General features: G+C 73.6%; 23 protein-coding genes and 1 riboswitch. Of the genes, 11 read left to right on the plus strand and 12 right to left on the minus strand.

The annotated features are described in order from the left end of the window. Together EDM22_RS16670 and sigK are read right to left on the minus strand one after the other, a co-directional pair. A partial coding sequence (locus EDM22_RS16670) for a hypothetical protein (RefSeq protein WP_212591977.1) occupies nucleotides 1–225 on the minus strand: 225 nt, incomplete at its 3' end. Further along, a complete protein-coding gene (gene sigK / locus EDM22_RS16675; RefSeq protein ID WP_122938213.1) occupies nucleotides 222–815 on the minus strand; it encodes an ECF RNA polymerase sigma factor SigK in 594 nt (197 codons plus the stop codon). The genes sigK and EDM22_RS16670, both read right to left, overlap by 4 nt. Before the next feature lie 307 nt (nucleotides 816–1,122). On the opposite strand from sigK, the gene EDM22_RS16680 reads away from it, so the two are divergent. Next, nucleotides 1,123–1,785 (plus strand): fasciclin domain-containing protein, encoded by a 663-nt coding sequence (locus tag EDM22_RS16680; RefSeq protein ID WP_122938214.1) that lies wholly within the window; start codon nucleotides 1,123–1,125, stop codon nucleotides 1,783–1,785. A gap of 123 nt (nucleotides 1,786–1,908) precedes the next feature. After that, nucleotides 1,909–3,087 (plus strand): MarP family serine protease, encoded by a 1,179-nt coding sequence (locus EDM22_RS16685; protein ID WP_122938215.1) that lies wholly within the window; start codon nucleotides 1,909–1,911, stop codon nucleotides 3,085–3,087. Between the two features lie 43 nt (nucleotides 3,088–3,130). Here the strand turns inward: EDM22_RS16685 and EDM22_RS16690 are convergent, their stop codons facing one another. Together EDM22_RS16690 and EDM22_RS16695 are read right to left on the minus strand one after the other, a co-directional pair. Continuing rightward, nucleotides 3,131–4,063 (minus strand): aldose 1-epimerase family protein, encoded by a 933-nt coding sequence (locus EDM22_RS16690; protein ID WP_122938216.1) that lies wholly within the window; start codon nucleotides 4,061–4,063, stop codon nucleotides 3,131–3,133. A gap of 47 nt (nucleotides 4,064–4,110) precedes the next feature. Next, the gene (locus EDM22_RS16695) at nucleotides 4,111–4,965 is read right to left on the minus strand and encodes a DeoR/GlpR family DNA-binding transcription regulator (RefSeq protein WP_245989491.1); all 855 of its coding nucleotides are present in this window, start codon (nucleotides 4,963–4,965) and stop codon (nucleotides 4,111–4,113) included. Nucleotides 4,966–5,089: 124 nt separating this feature from the next. Between EDM22_RS16695 and galT the strand changes: the two genes are divergently transcribed. Both galT and galK read left to right on the plus strand, forming a co-directional pair. Then, nucleotides 5,090–6,223, plus strand: a complete 1,134-nt coding sequence (gene galT, locus EDM22_RS16700) for a galactose-1-phosphate uridylyltransferase (RefSeq protein WP_170964176.1) — start codon at nucleotides 5,090–5,092, stop codon at nucleotides 6,221–6,223. After that, on the plus strand, nucleotides 6,220–7,398 hold the full coding sequence (galK, locus tag EDM22_RS16705) for a galactokinase (protein ID WP_376918003.1): 1,179 nt from the start codon (nucleotides 6,220–6,222) through the stop codon (nucleotides 7,396–7,398). Before galT ends, galK begins: the two co-directional genes overlap by 4 nt. A 31-nt stretch (nucleotides 7,399–7,429) precedes the next feature. Here the strand turns inward: galK and EDM22_RS16710 are convergent, their stop codons facing one another. The 3 genes from EDM22_RS16710 to EDM22_RS16720 form a co-directional block, all read right to left on the minus strand. Continuing rightward, complete coding sequence (locus EDM22_RS16710; protein WP_170964175.1) at nucleotides 7,430–8,062, minus strand: helix-turn-helix domain-containing protein; 633 nt, start codon at nucleotides 8,060–8,062, stop codon at nucleotides 7,430–7,432. Between the two features lie 354 nt (nucleotides 8,063–8,416). Beyond that, nucleotides 8,417–9,022, minus strand: a complete 606-nt coding sequence (locus EDM22_RS16715; protein WP_212591978.1) for a GNAT family N-acetyltransferase — start codon at nucleotides 9,020–9,022, stop codon at nucleotides 8,417–8,419. Further along, nucleotides 9,019–9,528, minus strand: coding sequence for a YbaK/EbsC family protein (locus EDM22_RS16720; protein WP_122938219.1), 510 nt, complete (start codon nucleotides 9,526–9,528; stop codon nucleotides 9,019–9,021). Before EDM22_RS16720 ends, EDM22_RS16715 begins: the two co-directional genes overlap by 4 nt. Before the next feature lie 59 nt (nucleotides 9,529–9,587). On the opposite strand from EDM22_RS16720, the gene EDM22_RS16725 reads away from it, so the two are divergent. Then, nucleotides 9,588–10,931 (plus strand): APC family permease, encoded by a 1,344-nt coding sequence (locus tag EDM22_RS16725; RefSeq protein ID WP_122938220.1) that lies wholly within the window; start codon nucleotides 9,588–9,590, stop codon nucleotides 10,929–10,931. Between the two features lie 9 nt (nucleotides 10,932–10,940). After that, nucleotides 10,941–11,477 (plus strand): gamma carbonic anhydrase family protein, encoded by a 537-nt coding sequence (locus EDM22_RS16730; RefSeq protein WP_122938221.1) that lies wholly within the window; start codon nucleotides 10,941–10,943, stop codon nucleotides 11,475–11,477. Here EDM22_RS16730 and EDM22_RS16735 read toward each other — a convergent pair whose 3' ends face one another. Genes EDM22_RS16735 through EDM22_RS16745 form a run of 3 tightly spaced genes read right to left on the minus strand, consistent with a single transcriptional unit; the run spans nucleotide 11,478 to nucleotide 15,600 of the window. Next, entirely contained in the window at nucleotides 11,478–13,097 is a 1,620-nt protein-coding gene (locus tag EDM22_RS16735; protein WP_122938222.1) for a DUF6716 putative glycosyltransferase, read from the minus strand. After that, on the minus strand, nucleotides 13,094–13,966 hold the full coding sequence (locus EDM22_RS16740; protein ID WP_122938223.1) for an N-acetylneuraminate synthase family protein: 873 nt from the start codon (nucleotides 13,964–13,966) through the stop codon (nucleotides 13,094–13,096). Before EDM22_RS16740 ends, EDM22_RS16735 begins: the two co-directional genes overlap by 4 nt. Nucleotides 13,967–13,983: 17 nt before the next feature. Beyond that, nucleotides 13,984–15,600, minus strand: a complete 1,617-nt coding sequence (locus EDM22_RS16745; protein WP_245989493.1) for an acylneuraminate cytidylyltransferase — start codon at nucleotides 15,598–15,600, stop codon at nucleotides 13,984–13,986. A gap of 362 nt (nucleotides 15,601–15,962) precedes the next feature. Between EDM22_RS16745 and EDM22_RS16750 the strand changes: the two genes are divergently transcribed. Then, nucleotides 15,963–16,163, plus strand: coding sequence for a helix-turn-helix transcriptional regulator (locus EDM22_RS16750; protein ID WP_122938224.1), 201 nt, complete (start codon nucleotides 15,963–15,965; stop codon nucleotides 16,161–16,163). After that, nucleotides 16,160–17,377: a type II toxin-antitoxin system HipA family toxin gene (locus tag EDM22_RS16755; RefSeq protein ID WP_122938225.1), complete on the plus strand. Its 1,218-nt coding sequence runs from the start codon at nucleotides 16,160–16,162 to the stop codon at nucleotides 17,375–17,377. Before EDM22_RS16750 ends, EDM22_RS16755 begins: the two co-directional genes overlap by 4 nt. A gap of 139 nt (nucleotides 17,378–17,516) precedes the next feature. On the opposite strand, the gene EDM22_RS16760 is transcribed toward EDM22_RS16755, so the two are convergent. Beyond that, nucleotides 17,517–18,404 carry a bifunctional methylenetetrahydrofolate dehydrogenase/methenyltetrahydrofolate cyclohydrolase gene (locus EDM22_RS16760; protein WP_122938226.1) on the minus strand — a complete coding sequence of 296 codons (888 nt, stop codon included), beginning with the start codon at nucleotides 18,402–18,404 and terminating at the stop codon, nucleotides 17,517–17,519. An 8-nt stretch (nucleotides 18,405–18,412) separates the two neighbouring features. Beyond that, complete coding sequence (gene glyA / locus EDM22_RS16765; RefSeq protein ID WP_281274102.1) at nucleotides 18,413–19,705, minus strand: serine hydroxymethyltransferase; 1,293 nt, start codon at nucleotides 19,703–19,705, stop codon at nucleotides 18,413–18,415. 66 nt (nucleotides 19,706–19,771) lie between these two features. Then, nucleotides 19,772–19,852, minus strand: a riboswitch (ZMP/ZTP riboswitch). A gap of 100 nt (nucleotides 19,853–19,952) precedes the next feature. Between glyA and EDM22_RS16770 the strand changes: the two genes are divergently transcribed. The 3 genes from EDM22_RS16770 to EDM22_RS16780 form a co-directional block, all read left to right on the plus strand. Further along, nucleotides 19,953–21,734, plus strand: a complete 1,782-nt coding sequence (locus EDM22_RS16770; protein WP_122938228.1) for a family 20 glycosylhydrolase — start codon at nucleotides 19,953–19,955, stop codon at nucleotides 21,732–21,734. Continuing rightward, a complete protein-coding gene (locus EDM22_RS16775; RefSeq protein WP_122938234.1) occupies nucleotides 21,731–22,975 on the plus strand; it encodes an N-acetylglucosamine-6-phosphate deacetylase in 1,245 nt (414 codons plus the stop codon). The genes EDM22_RS16770 and EDM22_RS16775 overlap by 4 nt, the downstream gene beginning before the upstream one ends. Before the next feature lie 352 nt (nucleotides 22,976–23,327). Beyond that, nucleotides 23,328–24,241 (plus strand): sigma-70 family RNA polymerase sigma factor (locus EDM22_RS16780; protein ID WP_122938229.1); only part of this gene is annotated, 914 nt, incomplete at its 3' end.

The following is a 24,241-nucleotide window of genomic DNA, read 5'->3' on the forward strand; positions in this document are numbered from 1 at the left end:
GTAGCCGGCGGCCTCGGCCCCGGCGGCGGCGCCCGCGTCGGGCGCGTCCGCGAGGAGCGCGTCGAGCACGGCCCGGTCGTCGGCGTCGAGCGCATCGAGCGCGTCCGCCGCGAGGAGGGCGTCGAGGTCGTTCGGCACGATGGGCGCGCTCGCGTCGCGCCCCGCGGCATCCGTGGGCTCGGGCGCCCCGTCGGGACGCGCGCCGCCGCGGTCGGGTCCGGTCATGTCGTCACCCCCATCAGCTCGCGCAGTCGGATCATGCCGTCGCGCAATCGGGTCTTCACGGTGCCGAGCGGCACCCCGAGCCTGGCGGCGATCTCGGTATGGGTGAGGCCCCCGTAGTACGCGAGCGCGACGCACTCGCGCTGCAGCTCGGAGAGCCCGGCGAGGGCGACGTGCGCCTTCTCGTGCTCGATGCGCACCTCGGCCGCCTCGGCGACGGTGTCGACCGGCACCTCGAGGTCGCGCGCGCCGACCTTCGCGTCGCGTTCGCGCGAGGACTGCGCGGCGCGCACCCGGTCGACTGCGCGCCGGTGCGCGAGCGTGAACATGTACGAGAGGGCGCTGCCCCGCGACGGGTCGAACCGCGCCGCCGTCTGCCAGATCTCGAGGTACACGTCCTGCGTCACCTCCTCGGCCTGGGCCGGGTCGACGACGAGGCGCCGCACGAGCCCGAAGATGCGAGCGGCCGACTGGTCGTAGAGCGCACCGAAGGCGGCCCGGTCCCCGCCGGCCGTCGCGACGAGCAGGTCGTCGAGCGGTCGGGCGGATGCCGCGGGCGTCGTCTCCGCCTCCTGCACCACGGTTCCCAGCATGGCAGACCGGGAGCGCCGCGCCGACCTCCGGGGAGCGGCGATGCGCGGTGGGGCCAGCACTGGAGTCACGGGGGCCTGCTTTCTCGGTTCGCTGGGTGATTCGGCGCGGACGCGGCATCCGATTGGTGGAGCTCGCGTCGGCGCAACCCCTCCCGGCAGCGCACTCGCGGCCGCTCGCGCGTGAGCGGGTCGACGGATGCCGCAGCCGAAGCCGTCCCGAAGCCCGACCAATCCGAATCCGCGCGCCCGCCGAACTCCCTCCTGACGGCCCCGCCACGCGGGCCGCGACCATTGAAGGAGTAGACCGATGCGTTCCTCATTCCGCAGCACCCGCACCGTGCTCGCCGCCCTGTCCCTCACCGCCGTCGCCGCGCTCGGCCTGGCCGGCTGCAGCAGCGCCGGCTCGGCGACCGAGACCGAAGACGAGACCACGATGTCCGAGTCGCCCATGGCCACCGAGGAGTCGATGGCCGACCCGGCCGCCGACCTCGTCGGACCCGGCTGCGCCGCGTACGCGGAGCAGGTGCCCGACGGCTCCGGCTCGGTCGCCGGCATGGCGCAGGACCCGGTGGCGGTCGCCGCCTCGAACAACCCGCTGCTCACGACCCTCGTCGCGGCGGTGTCCGGGCAGCTCAACCCCGACGTGAACCTCGTCGACACGCTCAACGGCGACGAGTTCACCGTCTTCGCGCCCGTCGACGACGCCTTCGCGAAGATCGACCCCGCCACGATCGAGACGCTGAAGACCGACAGCGACCTGCTCACGTCGATCCTCACCTACCACGTGGTGCCCGGCCAGCTGAGCCCCGATGAGGTCGTCGGCACCCAGACCACCGTGCAGGGCGGCACCGTCGAGGTGACCGGCTCGGGCGACGACCTCATGGTCGACGACGCCAAGGTCATCTGCGGCGGCGTGCACACGGCGAACGCCACCGTGTACCTCATCGACTCGGTGCTGATGCCCCAGTAACTCACCGCAGCGCATCGAGACGGCCCCGCCCGACCGGACGGGGCCGTCTCGCGTGTCCTCAGCGTGCTCGAAGCGTCATGGGCGAGGCTGGGAAGCCGCCCTCGCAGAACGGAGACCCGGCGCATGGCCTGGAGCGTCGTCCTCGACATCGTGCTCGTGCTCGTGCTCATCGGCGCGCTCGTGAACGGATGGCGCATGGGGCTGCTCCGCACCGCGGCCGGGCTCCTCGGACTCGTGGCGGGCGGCATCGCCGCGTACTTCGCGATGCCCTGGGTCGCCACGCTCGTGCCCGCGCCGGAGTGGCGGGCGACGGCCGCGCTCGCGACGGCGATCGTGCTGCTGGTGCTCGGCTCGACGCTCGGCGCCGCGCTCGGCCGTGCCCTGGGTCGCGGCGCGCGGGCGGTGAAGCTCGGCCCCGTCGACCGGGTGCTCGGCGCGATCGGCAACACGATCGTCACGGCGTTCGTGATCGCGATCGTCGCCACGAGCGTCTCGGCGATGGGCGTGCCCGTGCTCTCCCCCGCGATCGGCGGATCCTGGGTGGTGCGCAGCATCGACCAGGTCACGCCCGCGCCCGCGCGTTCGTTCCTCGCGCAGGTGCGCACCGCCGCGGTCGGCTCGGCGATCCCCTGGCTCGTCGGCGTGCTCGACGGACCCACCGTGGCCCCCGAGTTGCCGACGGGCACGCTCGCCACCGAGCAGCTGTCGCGGGCCGCGGCATCCGTCGTGCGCGTCACCGGCACCGCCTACGAGTGCGGCAGCAACCTCTCGGGGAGCGGCTTCGTCGTCGCCGAGGACCGCATCGTGACGAACGCCCACGTCGTCGCCGGCGTCGACGAGCCGATCATCGAGGCGCCGGGGCAGCCGGCTGTCGCGGGACGGGTGGTGGCGTACGACGCCGACAACGACCTGGCGGTCATCGCGGTCGACGGGCTCGCGACGCCGGCGCTCCCGCTCGCCGACCCCGTCGCGCCAGACACCGAGGTCGCCGTCGCCGGGTATCCGTTCGGCGGCCCGCTCGAGGTGCGGCCCGCGCGGGTCATGTCGTCGGGCCCCATCACGATCTCCGTCGACGGCGCGCGCTCGACGCGCGAGGTCGTGACCCTCGCTGCCGACGTCGACCACGGCAACTCGGGCGGTCCCGTGCTCACCGGCGACGGCCGGGTCGACGGGGTCGTGTTCGCGAAGTCGGAGTCGGTCGAGAACGTGGGCTTCGCGGTGCCCGTCGCGACGCTCGCCCCGCTCGCCGCCGCGGCGGCGTCGCTCAGCGACCCCGTCGACTCGGGGGTCTGCGTCTTCTAGCGCCGGCCTGGGGCCGCGCCCTGCCGCGCCGTGGCGTCTCGGCTCACTCCGCGGTGAAGCCGCGGAAGCGGATGCCCCAGCTCACCGTCCACTGCTCGCCCGGGTCGAGCCAGCGCAGGCCGCGGCCGGAGTTGAACGCCTCGGCAGGTGCCGTCATCGGCTCCACCGCGACGGCGAAGTCCTCGCCGGGGTACTTCGTGGTGGTCGTGAAGACCTGCACGTAGGCGAACTCGGGTTCGGCCCAGATCGACACGCTGCGGCCGTCGGGCGCGGTGAGCGAGTGCTCGACCTCGCCGTCGTCGCCGCCGATGACCTCGCCGAACGCGTCGTCGAGCGGGAACTCGCTCACGAGGCGTCCGCCGCGGAAGTCCCACTGCGTGCCGTCGACGGGCACCTCCGCGGTCGGCAGCAGGCGCTCGTCGACCTCGAAGTGGCTGCCGGCTGCGAGCCGCAGCTCGAGGTCGGCCGTGGGCACGCCGCCGATCTTGAGGAACGGGTGCGTGCCGATCGCGACGGGCGCGGGCTCGGCGCCGGCGTTCTCGATGAAGTGCGTGACCTTCAGGCCGTCGGAGACGAGCTCGTAGTGCACGGCCGTCTCGAGCAGGTAGGGGTAGCCCGACTGCGGGTACACCGTGGCCGACAGGGTCACGGAGTCGCGCTCCTGCGCGACGGGCGTGTAGGCCGTGTAGCGCAGCAGCCCGTGGATCGCGTTGTTCAGCTTCGGCTCGGTGATGGCGAGCTGGTGCTCGACGCCGTCGTGGGTCCACTTCCCGTCGCGGATGCGGTTGGGCCACGGCACGAGCACGATGCCCGAACCCGACGGGGGCGACTGGTCTTCTCCGAAGGTGGGCACGAGGTCGACGCCGTCGAGGGTGAGGGTGCGGATGCCTGCCGCGAGCGCCGTGATCGTGGCCTGCAGCTCGCCGCTCGAGGTGGTCGTCTCGAGGACGAACTGCTCGCCGGTGGGAAGGATCATGCGACGAGTCTAGGGTCTGCCGCGCGGCCCGCGCGGCCCGCGCGGGCCTACGACGCGGAGGACGCGACGAGCACGTCGAGGCCCGCGAGCTCGAGTTCGCCGAGCAGCACGGGCGGGGCGGCGGCATCCGTCACCAGGGCGTCGAACTCGTCGATCGAGCCGATGCGCCCGAGGTGCACCTCGCCGAGCTTGGAGGCGTCGGCCACCACGACGGCGCGGGCGGCGGCCTGCAACATGAGGGCCTTCACTGCCGCCTCGGGGAGGTTCGCGTTCGTGACGCCCCGCTCGGGGTCGACGCCGTTGCATCCGATGAAGGCGAGGTCGACGTGCACCTCGTCGAGCAGCGAGCCCGCGAGGGGGTGCACGAGCGAGTGCTGGCGCGGCCGCAGGGTGCCGCCCGTGACGACGACCGTGAACCGCGGGATCTCGGGCTCGAGCTCGAGGGCGATCGAGAGGCCGTTCGTGAAGATCGTGAGGTCCTCGAGATCGCTCCGCGCGCGCAGCGCCTTCGCGACCTGCAGGGTGGTGGTGCCGACGTCGAGGATCAGGCTCTGGCCGCTCCGCACCATCGAGGCCGCCAGCTCGCCGATCTGCTGCTTCGGCACGACGGATGCCGCGAGCGCCTCCTCGAAGCTCGGTTCGCGTTGGGGGCGCGGCTCGGCACTCGTGCCCGCGCCGACGGGGACCGCGCCGCCGTGCACGCGACGCACCACGCCGTCGCGCTCGAGCGCGTCGAGGTCGGCACGGGCGGTGACCGGGGTGACGCCGAACGCGTCACTCAGCTCGGCGACGCGCACGAATCCGCGTTCGGCGAGGAGGTCGACCGCGAGGGCGCGGCGTCGCGTGGCGTCGAGCACCGGGGTGCCGGCGCGGGGTCGCCGTCGCTGCTCGGGATCGTCCACTCCGCCATTGTGATCCGTCCGGAGGCGCTTTGCAATACGAAAGCTTCTTGTTTCTCAAACGAAAACAGCGTAGCGTGTCGGCGTGCCCCACGACACCACCGCCACGCCCTCGCCCGAGCCCGGCATCGTCGACCCGCGCGTCACCGTGCGACGCTCGACGCTCGCCGACGGCCGCGAGCTCCTCTACTTCGACGACGCCGACTCGACGCTGCCGCCCGAGCGCGCCGTCGACGCCCGCGTGCTCGACCCGCGCCCGCCCGTTGCGGAGATGCGCCAGGACCCGCTCACCGGCGACTGGGTGTCGATCGCCGCCGCGCGCCAGAACCGCGTGTTCCTGCCGCCCGCGAACCTCGATCCGCTCGCCCCGCAGACCCCCGAGAACCCGTCGGAGCTGCCGAGCCTCTACGACGTGGCCGTGTTCGAGAACCGGTCGCCGTCGTTCGGGCCCGACCTCGCGGGCTTCGCAGCCGACGACACGGATGCCGCGGCATCCGCCCTCGCCGAGCTTCGCACCGTCGGTCTCGAGCGCCGCTCGCCCTCGATCGGGCGCTGCGAGGTCGTGTGCTTCAGCCCCGAGCACGAGGGCTCGTTCGGCACGCAGACCGTGTCGCGCGCGCGCACCGTCATCGAGGCGTGGGCGCACCGCACCGCCGCGCTGTCCGCGCTGCCCGGCGTGCAGCAGGTGTTCCCGTTCGAGAATCGCGGACAGGAGATCGGCGTCACGCTGCCGCATCCGCACGGCCAGATCTACTCGTACCCGTACGTGACGCCGCGCACCGAGCGCCTGCTCGCCTCGATCGACGCGTACGGGCCGACGCTCATGGCCGACATCCTCGACTCCGAGCGCAACGGGCCGCGGGTGCTCATCGACGCCGAGCACTGGACCGCGTACGTGCCGTTCGCGGCGCGCTGGCCCATCGAGGTGCACCTCGTGCCGCACCGTCACGTGCCCGATCTCGCCGAAACGACCGCCGAGGAGCGCGAGGAGCTCGCCCGCGTGTACCTGCGACTGCTGCGCGGCGTCGACGCCCTCTACGGAACGCCCACGCCGTACATCGCGGCCTGGCACCAGGCGCCCGTGCACGAGCGCCGCGACGAGGTGCGGCTCTCGCTGCAGCTCACGAGCCCCCGGCGAGCCGCAGACCGGCTCAAGTACCTCGCCGGGTCCGAGGCCGCGATGGGCGCCTGGATCGGCGACGTTCCCCCCGAGACGCAGGCCGAGGCGCTGCGGGCAGCCATCGAAGGAGTGCAGCTGTGACCGATCCCGTGAACGCCGTGGACCCGGTGGCGTCCGCCGAGCACCTGTTCGCCGAGCGGTACGGGCGTCGCCCCGCGGGTGTCTGGTCGGCGCCCGGCCGTGTGAACCTCATCGGCGAGCACACGGACTACAACGACGGCTTCGTCTTCCCGTTCGCGATCGACAAGCGCACGACCGTGGCGCTCGGCGACCGCGACGACCGGCTGATCCGGGTGGCGTCGACGTTCTCGCCCGACGTGGTCGAGCTGCACATCGACGAGCTCTCCCCCGACGCCGTGTCGGGCTGGGCCGCATATCCCCTCGGCGTCGCGTGGGCGCTCGGGGAGTTCGGGGCCGACCTCGCGCACGTGCGCGGCGTCGACCTGCACATCGACTCCGACGTGCCCGTGGGCGCGGGACTCTCCTCGTCGGCGGCGCTCGAGTGCGCCGTGGCGCTCGCGCTCGACGAGCACTGGGGCCTCGGCTTCGACCGCCCGACGCTCGCGAAGGTCGGCCGCCTCGCCGAGAACCGCGTCGTCGGCGCGCCGACGGGCATCATGGACCAGTCCGCGTCGCTGCTCGGCGAGCACGACGCGGGGGTCTTCCTCGACTGCCGCTCGCTCGATGCCGACGTGATCCCGCTCGGGTTCGCGGCGTCCGGGCTCTCGCTGCTCGTGATCGATACGAAGGTCGAGCACGCGCACTCGACGGGCGGCTACGCGGCCCGGCGCGCGTCGTGCGAGGCGGGCGCCCGTGCGCTCGGCGTGGAGTCGCTGCGCGACCTGCACGTCGGCGACCTGGCGCGCGCGCAGGAGGTGCTCGACGACGAGACGTTCCGCCGCGTGCGGCACGTCGTGACGGAGAACCAGCGGGTGCTCGACACGGTGCGGTCGCTGCGCGAGCACGGTGCCGGCTCGATCGGGCCGATGCTCGACGCGTCGCACGTGTCGATGCGCGACGACTTCGAGATCTCGGTGCCCGAGCTCGACCTCGCCGTCGAGACGGCGCAGGCCAACGGCGCGATCGGTGCGCGGATGACGGGAGGCGGCTTCGGCGGCGCGGCGATCGCGCTCGTGATCGACGCGCTCGTGCCCGTGATCACGAAGGCCGTCGGGGCGGCCTTCGCCGAGCACGGCTATCGGGCCCCCGCGATATTCACGGTGCACGCCTCGCAGGGGGCGCGCCGCGACGCGTGAGGCCGCGCGCATGATCTGCGCGGCCTGACCGTCACTCGCACCGGCAGGTGCAGACGTCGGTGCAGCGACCGCATGTCCAGCACTCGTCACGGCACACGCAGTCCGTGGTGAGCAACGCGGCCGCGCGTTGCTGCACGACCCGGCGACGCTCCACGCGCCGGCTCTGCTCGAGCCGCGCGAGGCCACTCGACGTCAGTTGATCCGGCTCGCCGCCCGGCCCGCGCCCGGCCCGCCGGCGATCGCGTTGCGGCCGATGGTGATAACGGGCGCGCGGGTTGGGCCGATCGGGGTGGGTGTGGACGAGCGCAGCCTCCGGCACGTCGGTCGAGGTGCGCACGTCGAGGTGCGCCGGCATGCGTCGCCCCGCGTTGTCGCGCAGCACGTCCGCAGGCACCGGAGCGACCTCGACACCGTGTCGATCGAGGACCGCGATACGGTATCCCGCGAGCGCCAGCATCCTGGCCAGCATCGGGAGGTCGACTCGTGTTCGTGCCGACTCCATGCGAGCCACCTGGGACTGCTGGAGCCCCACGGCACGCGCGAGCTCACGCTGACTCAGGTCGCACGCTCGCCGCACGCGCATGATCAATCCCGGCACGTCGAGCACTGCGAGCACTCCCGCGGCAGCCACCACGGCGGAATCATCGACCTCATTCGACGTCACGTTCGAATCGTCCCAGACCGCGCCGACATCGGCGCCTCGAGCCCGCGCAGCCCGCACCGCGCACCCGCAGCCCGCACCGCGCACCCGCAGCCCTGCACCCCGCACCGCACCCCGCATGCCTCACGCCGCCGCTGAGCGACTGTCCCTCGACGCGAGACTCAGCGGGACTACGGCACTGATGCTGGAATCGCATCAGTGCCGTAGTCGACCAGAGAGAAGGGTTCGGACCCGTGCCGCCACGCAGGGCGGATCGCACTCGAAGTGCGATACCGCCGGATGGGGCGCTGGTCGTTGCCGGCCGTTCGGGGCTTCCGCCGCTCGGGCTTGGGAGGGCCGGCCGGCGTGAGCTGCAGGTCAGGAGGAGCCCGGCACGGGAACCGACGCCGTGGCCGACGTCGGCGCCCACTCGTCGGCGAGGATGCCGTAGGTGTACCCGTCGACCCAGCCGAGCTCGGCGTGCCAGGAGTCCTGCACGCCGTGCTGCTCGCGGCGCATCCCGAGCTTCTCCATGACGCGCCACGAGGCGACGTTGTCGGCGAAGCATCCGGCAGTGACCCGGTGCAGGCCCAGTTCGATGAAGGCGACGTCGAGCAGCGCCCCGGCGATCCGGGTCGCGTGACCGTTGCCGGCGTGCGCGGGATCCACGAGGTAGCCGAGCAGCCCCTCCGCCCGGCGCCAGGCGTCGCCGTCAAACTGGCCCATGCCGTCGCGGATCTCGAGGGATCCGGTGCCGATGACCAGGCCATCGAGCACCGCGACGACGGCCTGCTGTTCCGGGTCCGCAACGCTGTCGAGCCACGCCCGGCGGAAGGCCTCCGGGTCCACGGTGGTGCGCAGGAGCCAGCGCGTCACCTCGGGTCGATTGCGCCACGCCAGGACGCCATCGAGATCGGCGCTCGTCGGCGGCCGGAGTTCGAGCGGCCCGGCGCTGCGCGGCCAGGCCACGCCGCCCGAGGTCACGATGCGGCCGTGCGGCCCGGTTCGACCGCCGTGGGCGTGCCGCCCGTGATGCGCACGAGGTCGTCGAACGTGGTCGGGAAGACCGTCTTCGCGTGGCCCGCCGCGGCCCAGACCTCGTCGTAGGCGGCGAGATCGGTATCGACGAAGGTGCGCACCGGTGCGGGGTGTCCGACGGGAGCGACCCCGCCGATGACCTGGCCCGTCGCCTCCTTGACGACCTCCTTCGAGGCCCGGCCGATGCGGCCGCCGAGCTGCTCGCCGAGCCAGTGGGTGTCGACGCGGTGCGCGCCCGAGGTGAGCACGAGGATCGGCTCGTCGTCGAGCGTGAACACGAGCGAGTTGGCGATCTGGCCCAACTCGACGCCGAGCGCGTCGGCCGCGAGCTGGGCGGTGGTCACGGCGTCGTCGAACCAGACGATGCGCGGTGCGAGTCCCTGCTCGGCGAGCGCGGCGGTGACGCGATCGACGGCGGCGTGCGAGGGCGTGGAGGTCTGCTCGGCTGGCATGCCTCGATCCTACGATCGGCCGCAGTCCGCGAGTCACCCTGGTGGAGTAGGGTTCCGCCGTGACCGCTGCGCCCCAGCCCGCCCTCGCCCGACGCCTCACCCTCGGGGGCGCCATCGCGATCGGCCTCGCGTCGATGATCGGCGCGGGCGTGTTCGCGGCGTTCGCGCCCGCCGCGGCCGCCGCGGGCGACTGGCTGCTGCTCGGCCTCGCGATCGCGGCGTTCGTGGCCTTCGCGAACGCGAGCTCGACGGGGCAGCTCGCCGCACGGTACCCCGAGTCGGGTGGCGCGTATCGGTATGGCCGCATCCGGCTCGGCGAGTGGCCCGGGTTCCTCGCGGGCTGGGGCTTCGTCGTGGGCAAGACCGCGAGCTGCGCGGCGATGGCGCTCACCGCGGCCGACTACCTCGTGCCCACCGAGTGGGAACGGCCGGTGGCCGTGGCATCCGTCGTCGTGCTCGCCGGCGTGAACCTGCTCGGCATCACGCGCACCGCCCGAGCGGCGACCGTGATCGTCACGGTCACGCTCGCCGTGCTCGCGCTCGTCATCGTCGCCGGCCTCACCCTCATCGGGCAGCGCGGCGGCGCCGTCGGATTCGGCATGACGACGCCCGGGTTCGAGGCCGGTGGCGCCTACGGCGTGCTGCAGTCGGCGGGGCTGCTGTTCTTCGCCTTCGCCGGGTACGCCCGAGTGGCGACGCTCGGCGAGGAGGTGCGCGAGCCGGCGCGCACGATCCCCCGCGCGATCGCGATCTCGCTCGGCATCGTCGTGGCCGTCTACGCGGCGATCGGCACGACCCTGCTCGCCACGCTCGGGGCACCCGCCCTCGCCACGTCGGATGCGCCGCTCGCCGACGTGGCGGCGTCGACCGGCTGGAACTGGGCGGAACCGGTCGTGCAGGTGGGCGCGGCGATCGCCGCGCTCGGCGCCCTGCTCGCCCTCATCGCGGGCATCGGGCGCACCTCGCTCGCGATGGCCCGCGACCGCGAACTGCCGAGGCCGCTCGCGGCGGTGCATCCGCGGTCGCACGTGCCGTACGTGGCCGAGATCTCGGTCGCCGTCGCCATCATCGTGCTCGTGCTCGTGGCCGACCTGCGCGGCGCGATCGGCTTCTCGAGCTTCGGCGTGCTGGTGTACTACCTCGTCGCGAATCTCGCCGCGTTCACGCAGCCCCGCGAGGACCGCCGCATCCCGCGCGCGCTCTCGGTCGCCGGTGCGATCGGATGCGGCGTGCTCGTCGCCACGCTGCCGCTGGCCTCGATCCTCGGCGGCCTCGCCGTGTTCGCGATCGGCGCCGTCGTTCGGCTCATCGCTCGGGCCGCGCGCCGACGCACCGGCGGGCACGGCGGTACCGACGACCGCGAGGACACCGCCGGGCGGCCGGGCGCGGCGCCACCGGAATAGGCTGGCGGCATGAGTGCCGACCCCAGTTGCAGCGTCCTCACGATCGCCGGCGTGCCCGCGCCCGAGCTCGACCCGACCGCGTTCGTCGCGGCCGGCGCCGTGATCGTGGGCAACGTGCGCCTCGCCGCGCAGTCGAGCGTCTGGTACAACGCGGTGCTGCGCGCCGAGGCCGAGCCGATCACGCTCGGCGAGCGCTCGAACCTGCAGGACACCGTGGTCTGCCACGTCGACCACGGCTTCCCGCTCACGATCGGCACGGGCGTCTCGGTCGGCCACGGCGCGGTGCTGCACGGCTGCACCATCGAGGACGACTGCCTCATCGGCATGAGCGCCACGGTGCTCAACGGCGCCGTCATCGGCGCGGGGTCGCTCGTCGCGGCCGGCGCGGTCGTGCTCGAGGGCACCGTCGTGCCGCCCGGATCGCTCGTCGCCGGCGTGCCCGCGAAGGTGCGACGCGAGCTCAGCGACGACGAGCGGGCGGGCATCCGCCGCAACGCCGAGTCGTACCTGGGCCACGTCGCGAGCCACACGGCGCCCGTCGACTGATCAGCGGACCGCGTCCGCTTCCGCGCGGTTGCGCCGCTCGGTGAGGCCGTCCCCGGCCCCACCCCTGCGCGGGTCGGTGAGGCCGTCCCCGGCCCCACCCCTGCGCGGGTCGAGGAGGCCGTCCGCGGCCCTACCCCTGCGCGGGTCGAGGAGGCCGCCCGCGGCCGTCTCGAGACCCGACCCCGCGGCATCCGCTGCACCGCCCGCAGCCCACCGACGCAACCGGCGCACCCGCCGCACGACCCCCCGTGCCGGCACCCCGACGCCCCACGCGACCCGCCCGAGCAGGCTGCGGTCGTGCTCGCCGAGCATGCGGCGGCGCTCGAACGCCATCCGCAGCGCGCCGCCCGAGAGGTTGTGGCTGCGTTCGAGCGGGCGCAACGGCACGATCTCGCGCGCGGACACGAAGGCGTCGAGACGGCGGAGCCAGTCGTCGGCGTCGGGGCCGTGGAAGTAGTTGTCGTGCATCCAGGCGGGATCGGCACGGCAGAAGCGGCCTTCCACGAGGTCGTCGAGGGACCCGAACAGCCCCGAGCCCTCGAAGACCGTGTTGATCATCGCGGGCGAGACGCCGAAATCGTCGATGAGGAGCGTCGGGAGGCCGAGCGCGACCGATTCGAGCGCCGCCGTCGAGCTCACGGTGGCGAGGACGCCCGCGCGGGCGAGCTGCTCGCCCATCGGACCGTCTTCGACGACGAGGTTCGGCGGCACGTCGCGTGGCTCGAGCTCGTCGAGCAGGTCGGCGTAGTCGAACGCCTCGGCGTGGGTCTGCGCCTCGCCACGCCGGGCGCGCACCTTCACGACGACCCGGCGGTCGGAGTGGCGGCGGGCGTGCTCGGCGAGGGCGGCGAGCACCAGCAGGCGCTGGTCGCGCTCGGCGGGCACCTTCGCCTGCGCGGCGAAGACGAGGTCGGTGGCGTCCGCCGGTCGACCAGCAGCGGAGCGGCGTATCGAGACCCCGCTGTCGCGATCGGATGCCGCGGGCTCGGCGCCTGCGGCCGGCGCCGCGAGGAACGGCAACGTGGCCAGCCCGAACGCGCGGTCGAGGTCGAGCTCCGCGGCGTTCGAACGGAACTCGCGCACCTCGCGGCGGCTGTGCAGCACCACGAGATCGGTCTGCTCGCGATAGACGACGGCCTTGTGCACGGCGGGAATGGTCAGTCCGGGGAAGCCGCTCACGAGCACCGGCCGGTCCGCGCGTCGCTCGAGGCGCGGAGCGACGACGCGCACGAACGGCCCGCGCAGCGAGAGCAGCACGGCGTGCGGATCGAACGAGTCGACGAGCCCGTCGAGCTCGTCGAGGTGGATGACCGGCGCATCGACGGGGGCGAACCGGGTCCCGGCGAGGGCCGCCGCGAGCTGGCGACGACTCGGCTGCACGGGCGACGCCACGATCGCGAGGCGCGCACTCCATCGCGTCGGCAGCGTCGAGGCCAGGGCTGCGCCCCACTTCACGTAGGAGTCGGAGTCGGCGACGACGAGGAGGCGCCGCTTCGCGGCATCCGCTCGCTCGTACTGCCGGGTCTCGATACGGCGCTGCGCGCCGACTCCACCGGCGGCGGGCTGCGCGCCGACTCGGCCGACGGCGGGCCCCGCTCCGTCCCCATCGGCGGGGTTCACGCCAGCACCCGGCGCAGCTTCGCCTTCGGGGCCTCCTCGCCCGGGTACACGCGCTTGACGCCGTCGCCGAGCGCCTCGCCGATGACGCGGATGTCGCGCACGAGGTGCTCGAGGCCCTGCGGCTCGAGCGACGCCGCGTGGTCGCTTCCCCACATCGCGCGGTCGAGCGTGATGTGCCGCTCGACCGCGACCGCGCCGAGCGCGACCGCCGCGAGCGAGATCTGCAGGCCGCGCTCGTGGCCCGAGTACCCGATGGGCACGCCCGGGAACCGGTTCTTGAGGGCCGGGATCATGAGGATGTTCGCCTCTTCGGGCTCCATCGGGTAGCTCGACGTGGCGTGCATGATGACGAGCCGCTCGGTGCCGAGCACGGCCACGGCGCGGTCGATCTCCTCCATGGTCGACATGCCCGTCGAGAGGATGACGGGCTTGCCCGTGTCGCGCACGGCGGCGAGCAGTTCGAGGTCGGTGACCGAGGCCGACGCGATCTTGTGCGCGACGACCCCGTACGACTCGAGGTCGGCGACGGCCGGCACGTCCCACGGCGAGGCGAACCAGTCGAGGCCGCGCAGGGCGGCGTGGTCGGCGATCTGCGCATACTCCTCGCGGCCGAGCTCGACCCGGTGGCGGTACTCGAGGTAGGTCATCGTGCCCCACGGCGTGTCGCGCGGGGCGAGCTTCATGTGCTCGGGCGTCGAGAGGTCGGGCGTGCGCTTCTGGAACTTCACGGCCTGCGCGCCGGCGTGCGCCGCGACGTCGATGAGGTGCTTGGCGAGCCGCACGTCGCCGTTGTGGTTGAGGCCGATCTCGGCGATGACGTAGACGGGTTCGTACTCGCCGATGGCGGCGTGGCCGATGCGCACGGACATGCGGGGCTCTTCTCTCTTCAGGGTCGGGTGGCGGATGCCGCGGCGCGCGCCTCGGCGACGGCGCGCGTCGGAACGGGGCCGGTGCGGGCATGCTCGGGCGCGCCCTCGTCGGGCGGCGGCGTCGCGTCGGCGGCCAGGTGCGCCCGGCTCGCGAGGATCACGTCGGCGAGCTCCCGAACGGCGCCGTGACCGCCGCGGCGGTGCAGCACGTGCCGGGCCTCCGCCAGGGCGTCGGGCGCGGCATCCGGAACCACGACCGGCCAGCCGACGAGCTCGAGGGCCGGCACGTCGTTGCGATCGTTGCCGAGGTAGGCGATGCGGTCGAGGCGGATGCCGCGGGCCGACGCCCACGCGGCGAGCGCCTCGCCCTTCGCGGCCACGCCGTGCAGGCACTCGACGCCGAGCTTCTCCGCGCGGCGCGCGACCACGGGGTTCGCCTCGGCGCTGATGATGAGCACCGGGATGCCCGCCGCGCGCAGCCGGGCCACGCCCGCCCCGTCGGCGCGGCTGACGCGCACGGACTCCCGTCCGAGTTCGTCGACCGCGGCGGTGTCGTCGGTGTGCACGCCGTCGAAGTCGGTGACGAGGGCGTCGACGTCGATGAGCGGATGCCGCGCGGCGACGCCGCCCGACCTGTCGCCCCGTGCGGCCGCGCCTGCCTCGAGACCGGATTCGGCGAGCGCCCGATCGACGTGGGGCGCGAGTGCCCGGGCCCGCCCGAGGTCGGCGGCGTCGTCGATCTCGATGGCATGGTCGGGGTGCACGGGCTGGATGCCCACCCGCCCGAAGAACCGGTGCCGGGCGGCGACGAACCCGTCGGTGCGGAAGACGTAGAACGCACCGGTCTCGGCGTACTCGGGCTCGCGATCCTGCCGACGCGGTCGGCGGGACATCTCGTGGTTGACGCCGACGGCCCGACCGCCGACCTCGCGCCACAGGAACACGTGCGTCGGCGCCGCGGCGAACACGACGTCGCGGTCGCCCGCCTCGACCCGCGCGATGGCCGCGTCGAGGTCGACGGAGTCGATGAACGGCGAGGTCGCCTGGACGAACACGGTGATGCCGCCCTCTGCCGGTCGAGCAGCGCCCTCCCCCTGTGCGGCTCGAGTGGCGCGGTGGTGCTGTGCGGGTCGAGGAGCGCCCTCCGGGCGCGTCTCGAGACCCCCTCCCGCCGGTCGAGTAGCCGCCTGCGGCGTTTCGAGACCCCCTCCCGCCGGTCGAGTAGCCGCCTGCGGCGTATCGAGACCCTGTTCGAGGCCGGTCTCGAGCCCCAGCACCCCGATCGCATGCAGCAGCGCCGACTCGCTCGACGCCTCGCTCCCCGCGAGCTCGGCCGGACGCACCACGACCTCGGCCCCGGCCGAGCGGGCGGCGTCGGCGATGGCGGCGTCGTCGGTCGTGACCACGACCCGCCCGATCCGCTTCGCGCCGAGCGCCGCCCGCACCGCCCGCGCAATGAGTGGCACTCCCCCGACACGTGCCACGTTCTTGCCGGGCAGCCCCCGCGATCCGCCCCGCGCGGGGATGATCGCGGTCGCGATCGCTCCCCGCGCCCGCTCCTCCTCGCCGCCGGCCTGCGCGCCCCCTGCGCGCACGGCCGGCTCGGCCCGTTCGAGAAGCTCCGCGTGGGTCATGTCGCGAAGCTATGCGCGCCGTGCGGCCGCCCGGTGCACGCCGGGTGAACGGTCGTCGACGTTCAGGTCGACAGCGGATGCCGCGCACAGCCTCGCCTGGTTGCGCTTCCGGAGGGCCCCTGTGATCTCCGCCTCACGTGAGGCTCCGCACACATGAGCCACGCCGATCACATGAGCGAACGACGATTCGGCCATCGGAACCGGTGGGAATCTGCCGAACACACGCGAAACGGCGGACCTACTCGCGCGCAACGGCGTTTTCGGCAGAAAATCGCCGTCTCAGTGGATCGACGGCGTAGAATCGGCGACACCCGAAGCACTTCGGCAGAAACCTGCCGCTCACACCGGAAGGAATTGCCGGCATGACCACCCCCGCCGACATCGGCCGTGAAATCCGCGCGGCCCGCCGGGCCCACGGACTCACGCAGGAGCAGCTCGCCGAGCTGGCGGGCGCCTCGACGCGCACGGTGCGCGAGATCGAGAAGGGCAGCGGCGGATCGAGCCTCGACACCGTCATCGCGGTCGCGGCGGCGGTGGGCCTCACGATCGGCGTCGTGCCGTGACGGCGGACCTCGAAGGACTCCGGCGCGTCCAGGCGGCCGACGTGTTCAAGGCCGGCCGCCTCGCCGCCCGGCTCACGCGCACGCCCGACGGCGGCGTCGAGTTCCGTTACCTCGACGCCTACCTGCGCGGCGACGCCCCGACGGCCGTCGCGTTCACGCTGCCGCTCGGCGAGCAGCCCACGACGACGTCGGCGGGATCGCTCCCCGCCTTCTTCGCGGGCCTGCTTCCCGAGGGCCACCGCATGTCGGTGCTTCGTCGCGCGGTCAAGACGAGCGCGAACGACGAGCTGAGCCTCCTCCTCGCGGTCGGCGAAGACGCCCCCGGCGACGTGCAGGTCGTGCCCGAGGGCACGGCACCGAGCGAGCCGCCGCCGGTGGTCGGCGCCGAGGCATCCGAGGCGCTCGATTTCGAGTCGCTCATCGACGAGCTCGACCGGCACGCGATCCCCGGCGTGCAGCGCAAGGCGAGCGCCTCCATGATCAGCACGCCGCTCGCGACCCGATCAGGCCGGTACATCCTGAAACTCAGCCCGATCGAGTACCCCCATCTCGTCGAGAACGAGGCCGTGCACCTGCTCGCCGCCCGCGCGCTCAAGGTGCCCGTGTCGGCGGCGGCAGTGGTGCACGATCGCGACGGCACCGCGGGGCTGCTCGTGCGGCGCTTCGACCGCGTCGCGATCGACGGCGCCTGGCGCCGCCTCGCGCTCGAGGACGCGACCCAGGTGCTCGCCCAGCCGCCCGCCGCGAAGTACAACGTCGATTCCGAGCACGTCGTCGCTGCACTGGCCGGCGTCTGCGGCGCGCCGGCGGTCGCCACCCGCAACCTCTACCTGCAGTTCCTGTTCGCGTGGCTCACGGGCAACGGCGACCTGCACGCCAAGAACGTCGCCGTGCTGCAAGCGGATGCCGCGGGCCGGCCCGACCGCGGCTGGGCGATCGCACCGATCTACGACATCCCCTGCACCCTCGTCTACGGCGACGACTCGATGGCCCTGCCGATCGCGGGGCACACGCGCAAGCTGCGGCTGCGGCACTGGCGCGAGTTCGCAGCCGCGATCGGACTGCCCGAGCGGGCGGCGGCGTCGGCCGAGCAGGTCGCGCTGCGCGCGGCGGCGCGGGTCGAGTTGGCAGAGCTGCCGTTCCACGGGTCGCCGCTCAACGGGGCCCTGCGCGAGTTGCGGTTGCGACGCGGCGAGCTCGCCGGGGGTGCGTGAGGGTACGCAGAGACGAGCGGATGCCGCGGGCGTGAGCCGCGGCATCCGCTCGTGTGTTCGCGGGGGTCTCGATACGCGCTCCGCGCTACTCGACCGGCGTGGGTCTCGATACGCGCTCCGCGCTGCTCGACCGGCGAGGTCAGCGCCCGCGCAGCTTGACCTCGGCCGCCTTCACGACGTTGGCGAGCAGCATCGCCCGGGTCATCGGGCCCACGCCGCCGGGATTCGGCGACAGGTGGCCCGCGACCTCCGCGACGGCCGGGTCGATGTCGCCCGTGAGCCGGCCCTTGCCCGTCTCCTCGTCCTCGACGCGGGTGATGCCCACGTCGAGCACGGCGGCGCCGGGCTTGATCCAGTCGGCCTTCACCAGGTGCGGTACGCCCACCGCGGCCACGACGATGTCGGCGCGGCGCACCTCGGCCGCGAGGTCGATCGTGCGCGAATGCGTGAGCGTGACGGTGGCATCGAGCCCCTTGCGGGTGAAGAGCAGGCCCAGCGGACGGCCGACGGTGAGGCCGCGGCCGATGACCACCACGTGCTGCCCGCGGATGGGCACCTCGTAGCGCCGCAGCATCTCGACGATGCCCGCGGGCGTGCACGGGAGCGGCGAGTGCAGCGGACCCTCGATGCCGAGCACGAGCCGGCCGAGGTTCGTGGGGTGCAGCCCGTCGGCGTCCTTGTCGGGGTCGATGAGCTCGAGCATGGCGTTCTCGTCGTGGCCGGCCGGCAACGGCAGCTGCACGATGTAGCCCGTGACCTCGCGCGCGGCGTTGAGGTCGCGGATCGCCGCGCGCACGTCGGCGGTGGTCGCCGAGGCGGGCAGGTCGACGCGGATCGACTCGATGCCCACCTCGGCGCAGTCGCGGTGCTTGCCCGCCACATAGGAGCGCGACCCGGGGTCGTCGCCCACGAGCAGCGTGCCGAGGCCGGGCACGACGCCGTGGGCGCGCAACTCCGCGATGCGGGCGGCGAGCTCCGACTTGACGGCCGACGCGGTCGCGACGCCGTCGAGGGTGATGGCGGTCATGCGGCTCCCTACTGGTGCAGGCCCGGGTACAGCGGGAACGCCGCCGTGAGGGCCTCGACGCGCGAGCGGAGCGACGCGACATCCGCCTCGCCCTGCAGCGCGAGCGCGATGATGTCGGCGACCTCGGTGAACTCGGCGTCGCCGAAGCCGCGGGTCGCGAGCGCCGGGGTGCCGATGCGCAGGCCCGAGGTGACCATCGGCGGGCGCGGGTCGAACGGCACGGCGTTGCGGTTCACGGTGATGAGCGCGTCGTGCAGCAGGTCTTCGGCCTGCTGGCCGTCGATCTTCGAGTTGCGCAGGTCGGCGAGCACGAGGTGCACGTCGGTCCCGCCCGTGAGCACGTCGACGCCGGCGGCGCGCGAGTCGTCGGCCGTGAGGCGCGACGCGAGGATCTGGGCGCCGCGGATGGTGCGCTCCTGGCGGTCCTTGAAGTCCGCCGAGGCGGCGATCTTGAACGCCGTGGCCTTCGCCGCGATCACGTGCATGAGCGGGCCGCCCTGCTGGCCCGGGAACACGTTGGAGTTGAGCTTCTTCGCGAGCTCAGTGTCGCGCGAGACGATGAAGCCCGAGCGGGGGCCGCCGATCGTCTTGTGCACGGTGGAGCTCACGACGTCGGCGTGCGGCACGGGCGACGGGTGCAGGCCCGCGGCCACGAGGCCCGCGAAGTGCGCCATGTCGACCCAGAGCTTCGCGCCGACCTCGTCGGCGATCGCGCGGAACGCGGCGAAGTCGAGGTGACGGGGGTACGCCGACCAGCCGGCGATGATGACCTGCGGCTTGTGCTCGAGGGCCTTGTCGCGCACGACGTCCATGTCGACGACGAAGGTCTCGGGGTCGACGCCGTACGAGACGGCGTTGTAGAGCTTGCCCGAGAAGTTGAGCTTCATGCCGTGGGTGAGGTGGCCGCCGTGGGCGAGCTCGAGGCCGAGGATGGTGTCGCCGGGGGTGGCGATCGCGCTCAGCACCGCGGCGTTGGCGGTGGCGCCAGAGTGGGGCTGCACGTTCGCGTACTCGGCGCCGAAGAGGCTCTTGGCGCGCTCGATGGCGAGCGACTCGGCGATGTCGACGTACTCGCAGCCGCCGTAGTAGCGGCGGCCGGGGTAGCCCTCGGCGTACTTGTTCGTGAGCACGGAGCCCTGCGACTGCAGCACCGAGACGGGCACGAAGTTCTCGCTCGCGATCATCTCGAGGTAGTCGCGCTGGCGGCCGAGCTCGAGCTCGAGGACCTCTGCGATCTCGGGATCGACCTCGGACAGCGGGGCGTTCAGCACCGATTGCTGGGAAATGGCGGATTCGGCCAAGACTGGCTCCTTCATGACATGCGGACCTGATGGGTGCTGCTGCACGGCGACTCGCGCGGCAGCAGGCGTACCGGCCCAGGCGAGCGGTCGGTCCGTGCCAGTCGCTCCCCGATGGTGACCATCTCAACGCCAGTCGCGACGCGAGCAAGCATAGCAACGGATGTCGCGAGCCCCGCGTTCGTGACAGGATGGACCTGATTGTTAGGACTCCTTCCATATCCACCTCCCACTCGACGAAGAGGACGCGATGCGACCACGCACCACCGGTGCCGCACTCCTCGTCGTCGGCGCGCTCGTCGCGGGCACCCTCGCGGGCTGCACGCCGAGCGCCGACCAGAACGGAGACGCCGTGCCCGGTGTGATCCCCGCCCCCGTCGAGTTCGAACTGCGAGCGGATGCCGCGCCCTTCCCGGTGACCGCAGAGACCCGCATCGTCGTGGTCGCCGAGGGCGACGCCGCCGTCGCCGCGGAGTCGCTCGGCGTCGCCGAGCGGTTCGCGGAGCCGTTGCGGCGCGCGACGGGGTTCGCGATCCCGGTCGAGGCCGGCCCCCAGGGCGGCTCCGGGAACGGCACGGGCGACGGCGGCACCGCGGGCCCCGCGGCATCCGACCTCGTCTTCGTCGTCGCCGCAGGCGAGGCACCCGGCGACGCCGTCGAGGGCTACACGCTCGAGTCGGGGGCCGATGGGGTGCGCCTCGCGGCCTCGACCGCCGAGGGCCTCTACCGGGGCACGCAGACGCTGCGGCAGTTGCTGCCCGCGCAGCTCGAGGGTGCCGGCGGGGCCCGGGCCTCGACGGGGCTCGACCCGCAGTCGAGCCCGCAGGCGGCGGCCGACCCGCAGTGGCAGGTGCCCGCGGCATCCGTCGCCGATGCCCCGCGCTTCGCGTACCGCGGCGCGATGCTCGACGTGGCCCGCCACTTCCGGCCGGTCGACGACGTGCTGCGCTACCTCGACGAGATCGCGCTGCTGAAGCTCAACGCGCTGCACCTGCACCTCACCGACGACCAGGGCTGGCGCATCGCGATCGACGCGTGGCCCGAGCTCACGGGCGTCGGCGCGTCGACCTCGGTCGACGGCGACGGCGGCGGCTTCTACACGAAGGACGACTACCGGCGCATCGTCGCGTACGCGGCCGAGCGCTACATCACGATCGTGCCCGAGCTCGACCTGCCCGGGCACACCAACGCCGCCCTCAGCGCCTACCCCGAGCTCAACGCCGACGGGGTCGCCCCCGCGCCGTACGAGGGCATCGAGGTGGGCTTCTCGTCGCTCAGCGCCGCGCCCGAGCGCACCGAGGCGACCGACCGCTTCCTGGCCGACGTGACCCGCGAGGTCGCCGAGCTCACCCCCGGCCCGTGGCTGCACCTCGGCGGCGACGAGTCGCTCGCGACGTCGACGGAGGACTACCTCGACCTGCTGCGTCGCATCACGGCAGCGGGCGCCGCGACCGGGAAGACCGTGATCGGCTGGCACGAGATGGGCGCCTCCCCCGTGCTGCCGCCCGGCACGATCGGCCAGTACTGGAGCTTCGTCGAACCGCAGGAGGGCGCCGCCGAGCTCACGCGCTCGTTCGTCGAGCAGGGCGGGCGCGTCATCCTCTCCCCCGCGGATGTCGCCTACCTCGACATGAAGTACGGCGACGTCGCCGACGGGGCGGCCGCCGAGGATCCGCGTGCGGGTGCGCTCGGGCTCGAGTGGGCCGACGGCCCGACGACCTTGGCCGAGGCCTACGGATGGGATCCGACGGCGATCGTGCGCGGAATCGGCGAGCGCGAGATCCTCGGCATCGAGGCGCCCGTCTGGACGGAGACGCTGCGAAGCCTCGACGATGTGGAGTTCATGGCGTTCCCGCGCCTCCTCGCGATCGCCGAGATCGCCTGGTCGCCGGCACCGGCGGCCGGGCCCGACGGTTCGGCCGGCACGCGCGACCTCGAGGACTTCGTCGAGCGCGTCGCGACGCTCGGGGTGCGACTCGACGCGATGGGCGTCGACCACTTCCGCGTCGCGGGCGTGCCGTGGCGGCGATGACGGCTCCCGAGGCCGAGGGCGAGGGCGAGGGCGTGCCGGGCGGGCGCCTCGTCGCGGATGCCGCGGGCTATCGTGAGCGGGTGCGCAGCGCCCCCGTCACGATCATCCACTCGACCCGTCTCGTGAGCGGCACCGATTCGGTGGCCGACGCGTGGGTGCGCTTCGACGGCGACCTCGTCGCCGCCCGGGGCATCGGCGACGACTGGCGCGAGGGCCTGCCGGCCGAGGCGTCGGTGACGGATGCCGCGGGCCGCGTGCTCGTGCCCGGCTTCATCGACCTGCACTGCCACGGCGCCGGCGGCGGCTCGATCGACGACGGCGACGACGGCATCGCCGCGACCCTCGCCGTGCACCGCGCCCACGGCACGACGCGCAGCGTGCTCTCGCTCGTCACCGCCTCGCTCGAGGACCTCATTGCCCGGCTGGAGACGATCGCCGCCGCGACGGCGCGCGATCCGCTCGTGCTCGGATCCCACTTGGAGGGCCCATTCCTCGACAGGGGGTTCCGCGGCGCCCACGACCCGGCACTCCTGCGCGCGGCGGACGCCGACGCGGTCGCGCGCCTGCTCGACGCGGCCGGAGGCACGCTGCGCCAGGTCACGATCGCGCCCGAGCACGACGGCGCGGCCGACGCGATCCGCGCGTTCACCGACGCGGGCGTGGCCGTGGCCGTCGGGCACACGGGCGCCGACTTCGCGACGGCGCTCGCGGCGTTCGACTCGGGCGCGTCGATCCTCACGCACGCGTTCAACGGCATGCGCGGCATCCACCACCGGGCGCCCGGCCCGGTGCTCGCCGCGATGCACGCCGACCACGTGACCCTCGAGGTGATCAACGACGGGGTGCACGTGCATCCGGATGTCGTACGCCTCGCGTTCGCGGGCGCGCCGGGCCGGGTGGCGCTCATCACCGACGCGATGGCCGCGACGGGTGCTGCCGACGGCGACTACGTGCTCGGATCGCTCGACGTCATCGTCGCGGGCGGCGTGGCGCGCCTGCGGGAGGGCGGCGCGATCGCGGGATCGACGCTGACGCAGGATGCCGCGCTCCGCCGCGCGGTGCTCGACTGCGGCATCCCGCTCAACGACGCCGTCGGCGCGCTCACCGCGACGCCCGCCGCCGCGATCGGCCGCGCCCACGAGCTCGGGCACCTGCGACCGGGGTTCGCGGCCGACGCCGTGCTGCTCGACGACGCCCTCGAGGTGCGGGCCGTCTGGGGAGCCGGCCGCCGGCTCGCCTGAGCGCCCGACCGAACGAGCGGGCCGCACGAAGACGACAGGGGCGGGGGCCGGAGGCGTGTTCCCCTTCGCCTCCGCACCCCCGGCCCGATCACGGGCGCGCCATCCCCGCGCGGTCCCGCTCGCCGCCGGCATCGCCGGCCGCCGTCCAGCCGAAGGGTCGGCCGGATCGGGTGGTGCGAGGGCCGGTTCAGCGGCCCTCACGTTGAGAGACGGCATCCGTCACGATTCATGACGCGCGTTCCCGAAGAATCTGGTGGAATGTGGAACAGCACGACTGCACGTCATGATTCGCCCACCCGCGCGTCTCTCAGTCGGCCGCACCGCGACCTGTACTGCAGAGGAGAACGCAGCCGTGAGTCCTGTCCGCACCGACGTCGCCGACGTCGACCTCGTCGAGGCCACCCGTCGGGGCGACTCCGACGCCTACGCCGAGCTGTGGCAGCGCCACTCCGACTCCGGACGCACGGTCGCCCGATCGTGGTCGAGCCTCGACGCCGACGACCTCGTCGCCGAGGCCTTCACGCGCATCTACGACGCGATCCGCTCGGGCGGCGGACCGAAGGGCGCGTTCCGCCCCTACCTGTTCACGACGATCCGCAACACGGCCGCGAGCTGGGGTCGCGCGCGCCACGAGACCAACCTCGAGACCCTCGAGTCGTTCGAGGACCCCGACTCCACCGAGGCCGCATCGCTCGAGGCGCTCGACCGCTCGACGACGGCGCAGGCGTTCCGCGCCCTGCCCACGCGGTGGCAGGAGGTGCTCTGGTACTCCGAGGTCGAGCGGATGTCGCCGCAGCAGATCGCGCCGATCATCGGCATGTCGGCGAACGCCTCCGCGGCACTCGCCTACCGCGCACGCGAGGGACTGCGCCAGGAGTGGATCCGGGCGCACCTGCGCGACGCCTCGGCGGATCCCGCGTGCCGTTGGACCATCGACCGGCTCGCCGCGTACACGCGCGGCAAGCTGCGCTCGCGCGAGACCGCGAAGCTCGAGGCGCACCTCGACGAGTGCGCGCGCTGCACGATCGTCGCGGCCGAGGCGCGCGAGGTCGGATCGCGGCTCGCCCTCGTGCTCCTGCCCCTCGCCGCGGGCGTCGGCGCCGCGACCGCCTACTCCGCGTGGCTGCACGGCGCCGTGCCCGTGACCCACCTCGCGATGGGGGCGGCCGGCGCCACGGTGTCCGCCGCGACCATCAGCGCCTCGAGCGGCGCCACCGCATCGACGGCGGGCACCGCGGGCACCGCGGGCACCGCGGGCACCGCCGC

Source organism: Agromyces tardus (genome assembly GCF_003710805.1).
In the GTDB taxonomy this organism is placed as follows: Bacteria; Actinomycetota; Actinomycetes; order Actinomycetales; family Microbacteriaceae; genus Agromyces; species Agromyces tardus.

Excerpts from the sequence above, each read along its gene's own strand:
- sigK (WP_122938213.1), bottom strand. The coding sequence starts at position 815 with ATGCTGGGAACCGTGGTGCAGGAGGCGGAGACGACGCCCGCGGCATCC.
- EDM22_RS16680 (WP_122938214.1), top strand. The coding sequence starts at position 1,123 with ATGCGTTCCTCATTCCGCAGCACCCGCACCGTGCTCGCCGCCCTGTCC.
- EDM22_RS16685 (WP_122938215.1), top strand. The coding sequence starts at position 1,909 with ATGGCCTGGAGCGTCGTCCTCGACATCGTGCTCGTGCTCGTGCTCATC.
- EDM22_RS16690 (WP_122938216.1), bottom strand. The coding sequence starts at position 4,063 with ATGATCCTTCCCACCGGCGAGCAGTTCGTCCTCGAGACGACCACCTCG.
- EDM22_RS16720 (WP_122938219.1), bottom strand. The coding sequence starts at position 9,528 with ATGCCAGCCGAGCAGACCTCCACGCCCTCGCACGCCGCCGTCGATCGC.
- EDM22_RS16730 (WP_122938221.1), top strand. The coding sequence starts at position 10,941 with ATGAGTGCCGACCCCAGTTGCAGCGTCCTCACGATCGCCGGCGTGCCC.
- EDM22_RS16740 (WP_122938223.1), bottom strand. The coding sequence starts at position 13,966 with ATGTCCGTGCGCATCGGCCACGCCGCCATCGGCGAGTACGAACCCGTC.
- EDM22_RS16745 (WP_245989493.1), bottom strand. The coding sequence starts at position 15,600 with ATGACCCACGCGGAGCTTCTCGAACGGGCCGAGCCGGCCGTGCGCGCA.
- EDM22_RS16750 (WP_122938224.1), top strand. The coding sequence starts at position 15,963 with ATGACCACCCCCGCCGACATCGGCCGTGAAATCCGCGCGGCCCGCCGG.
- EDM22_RS16760 (WP_122938226.1), bottom strand. The coding sequence starts at position 18,404 with ATGACCGCCATCACCCTCGACGGCGTCGCGACCGCGTCGGCCGTCAAG.
- EDM22_RS16770 (WP_122938228.1), top strand. The coding sequence starts at position 19,953 with ATGCGACCACGCACCACCGGTGCCGCACTCCTCGTCGTCGGCGCGCTC.
- EDM22_RS16775 (WP_122938234.1), top strand. The coding sequence starts at position 21,731 with ATGACGGCTCCCGAGGCCGAGGGCGAGGGCGAGGGCGTGCCGGGCGGG.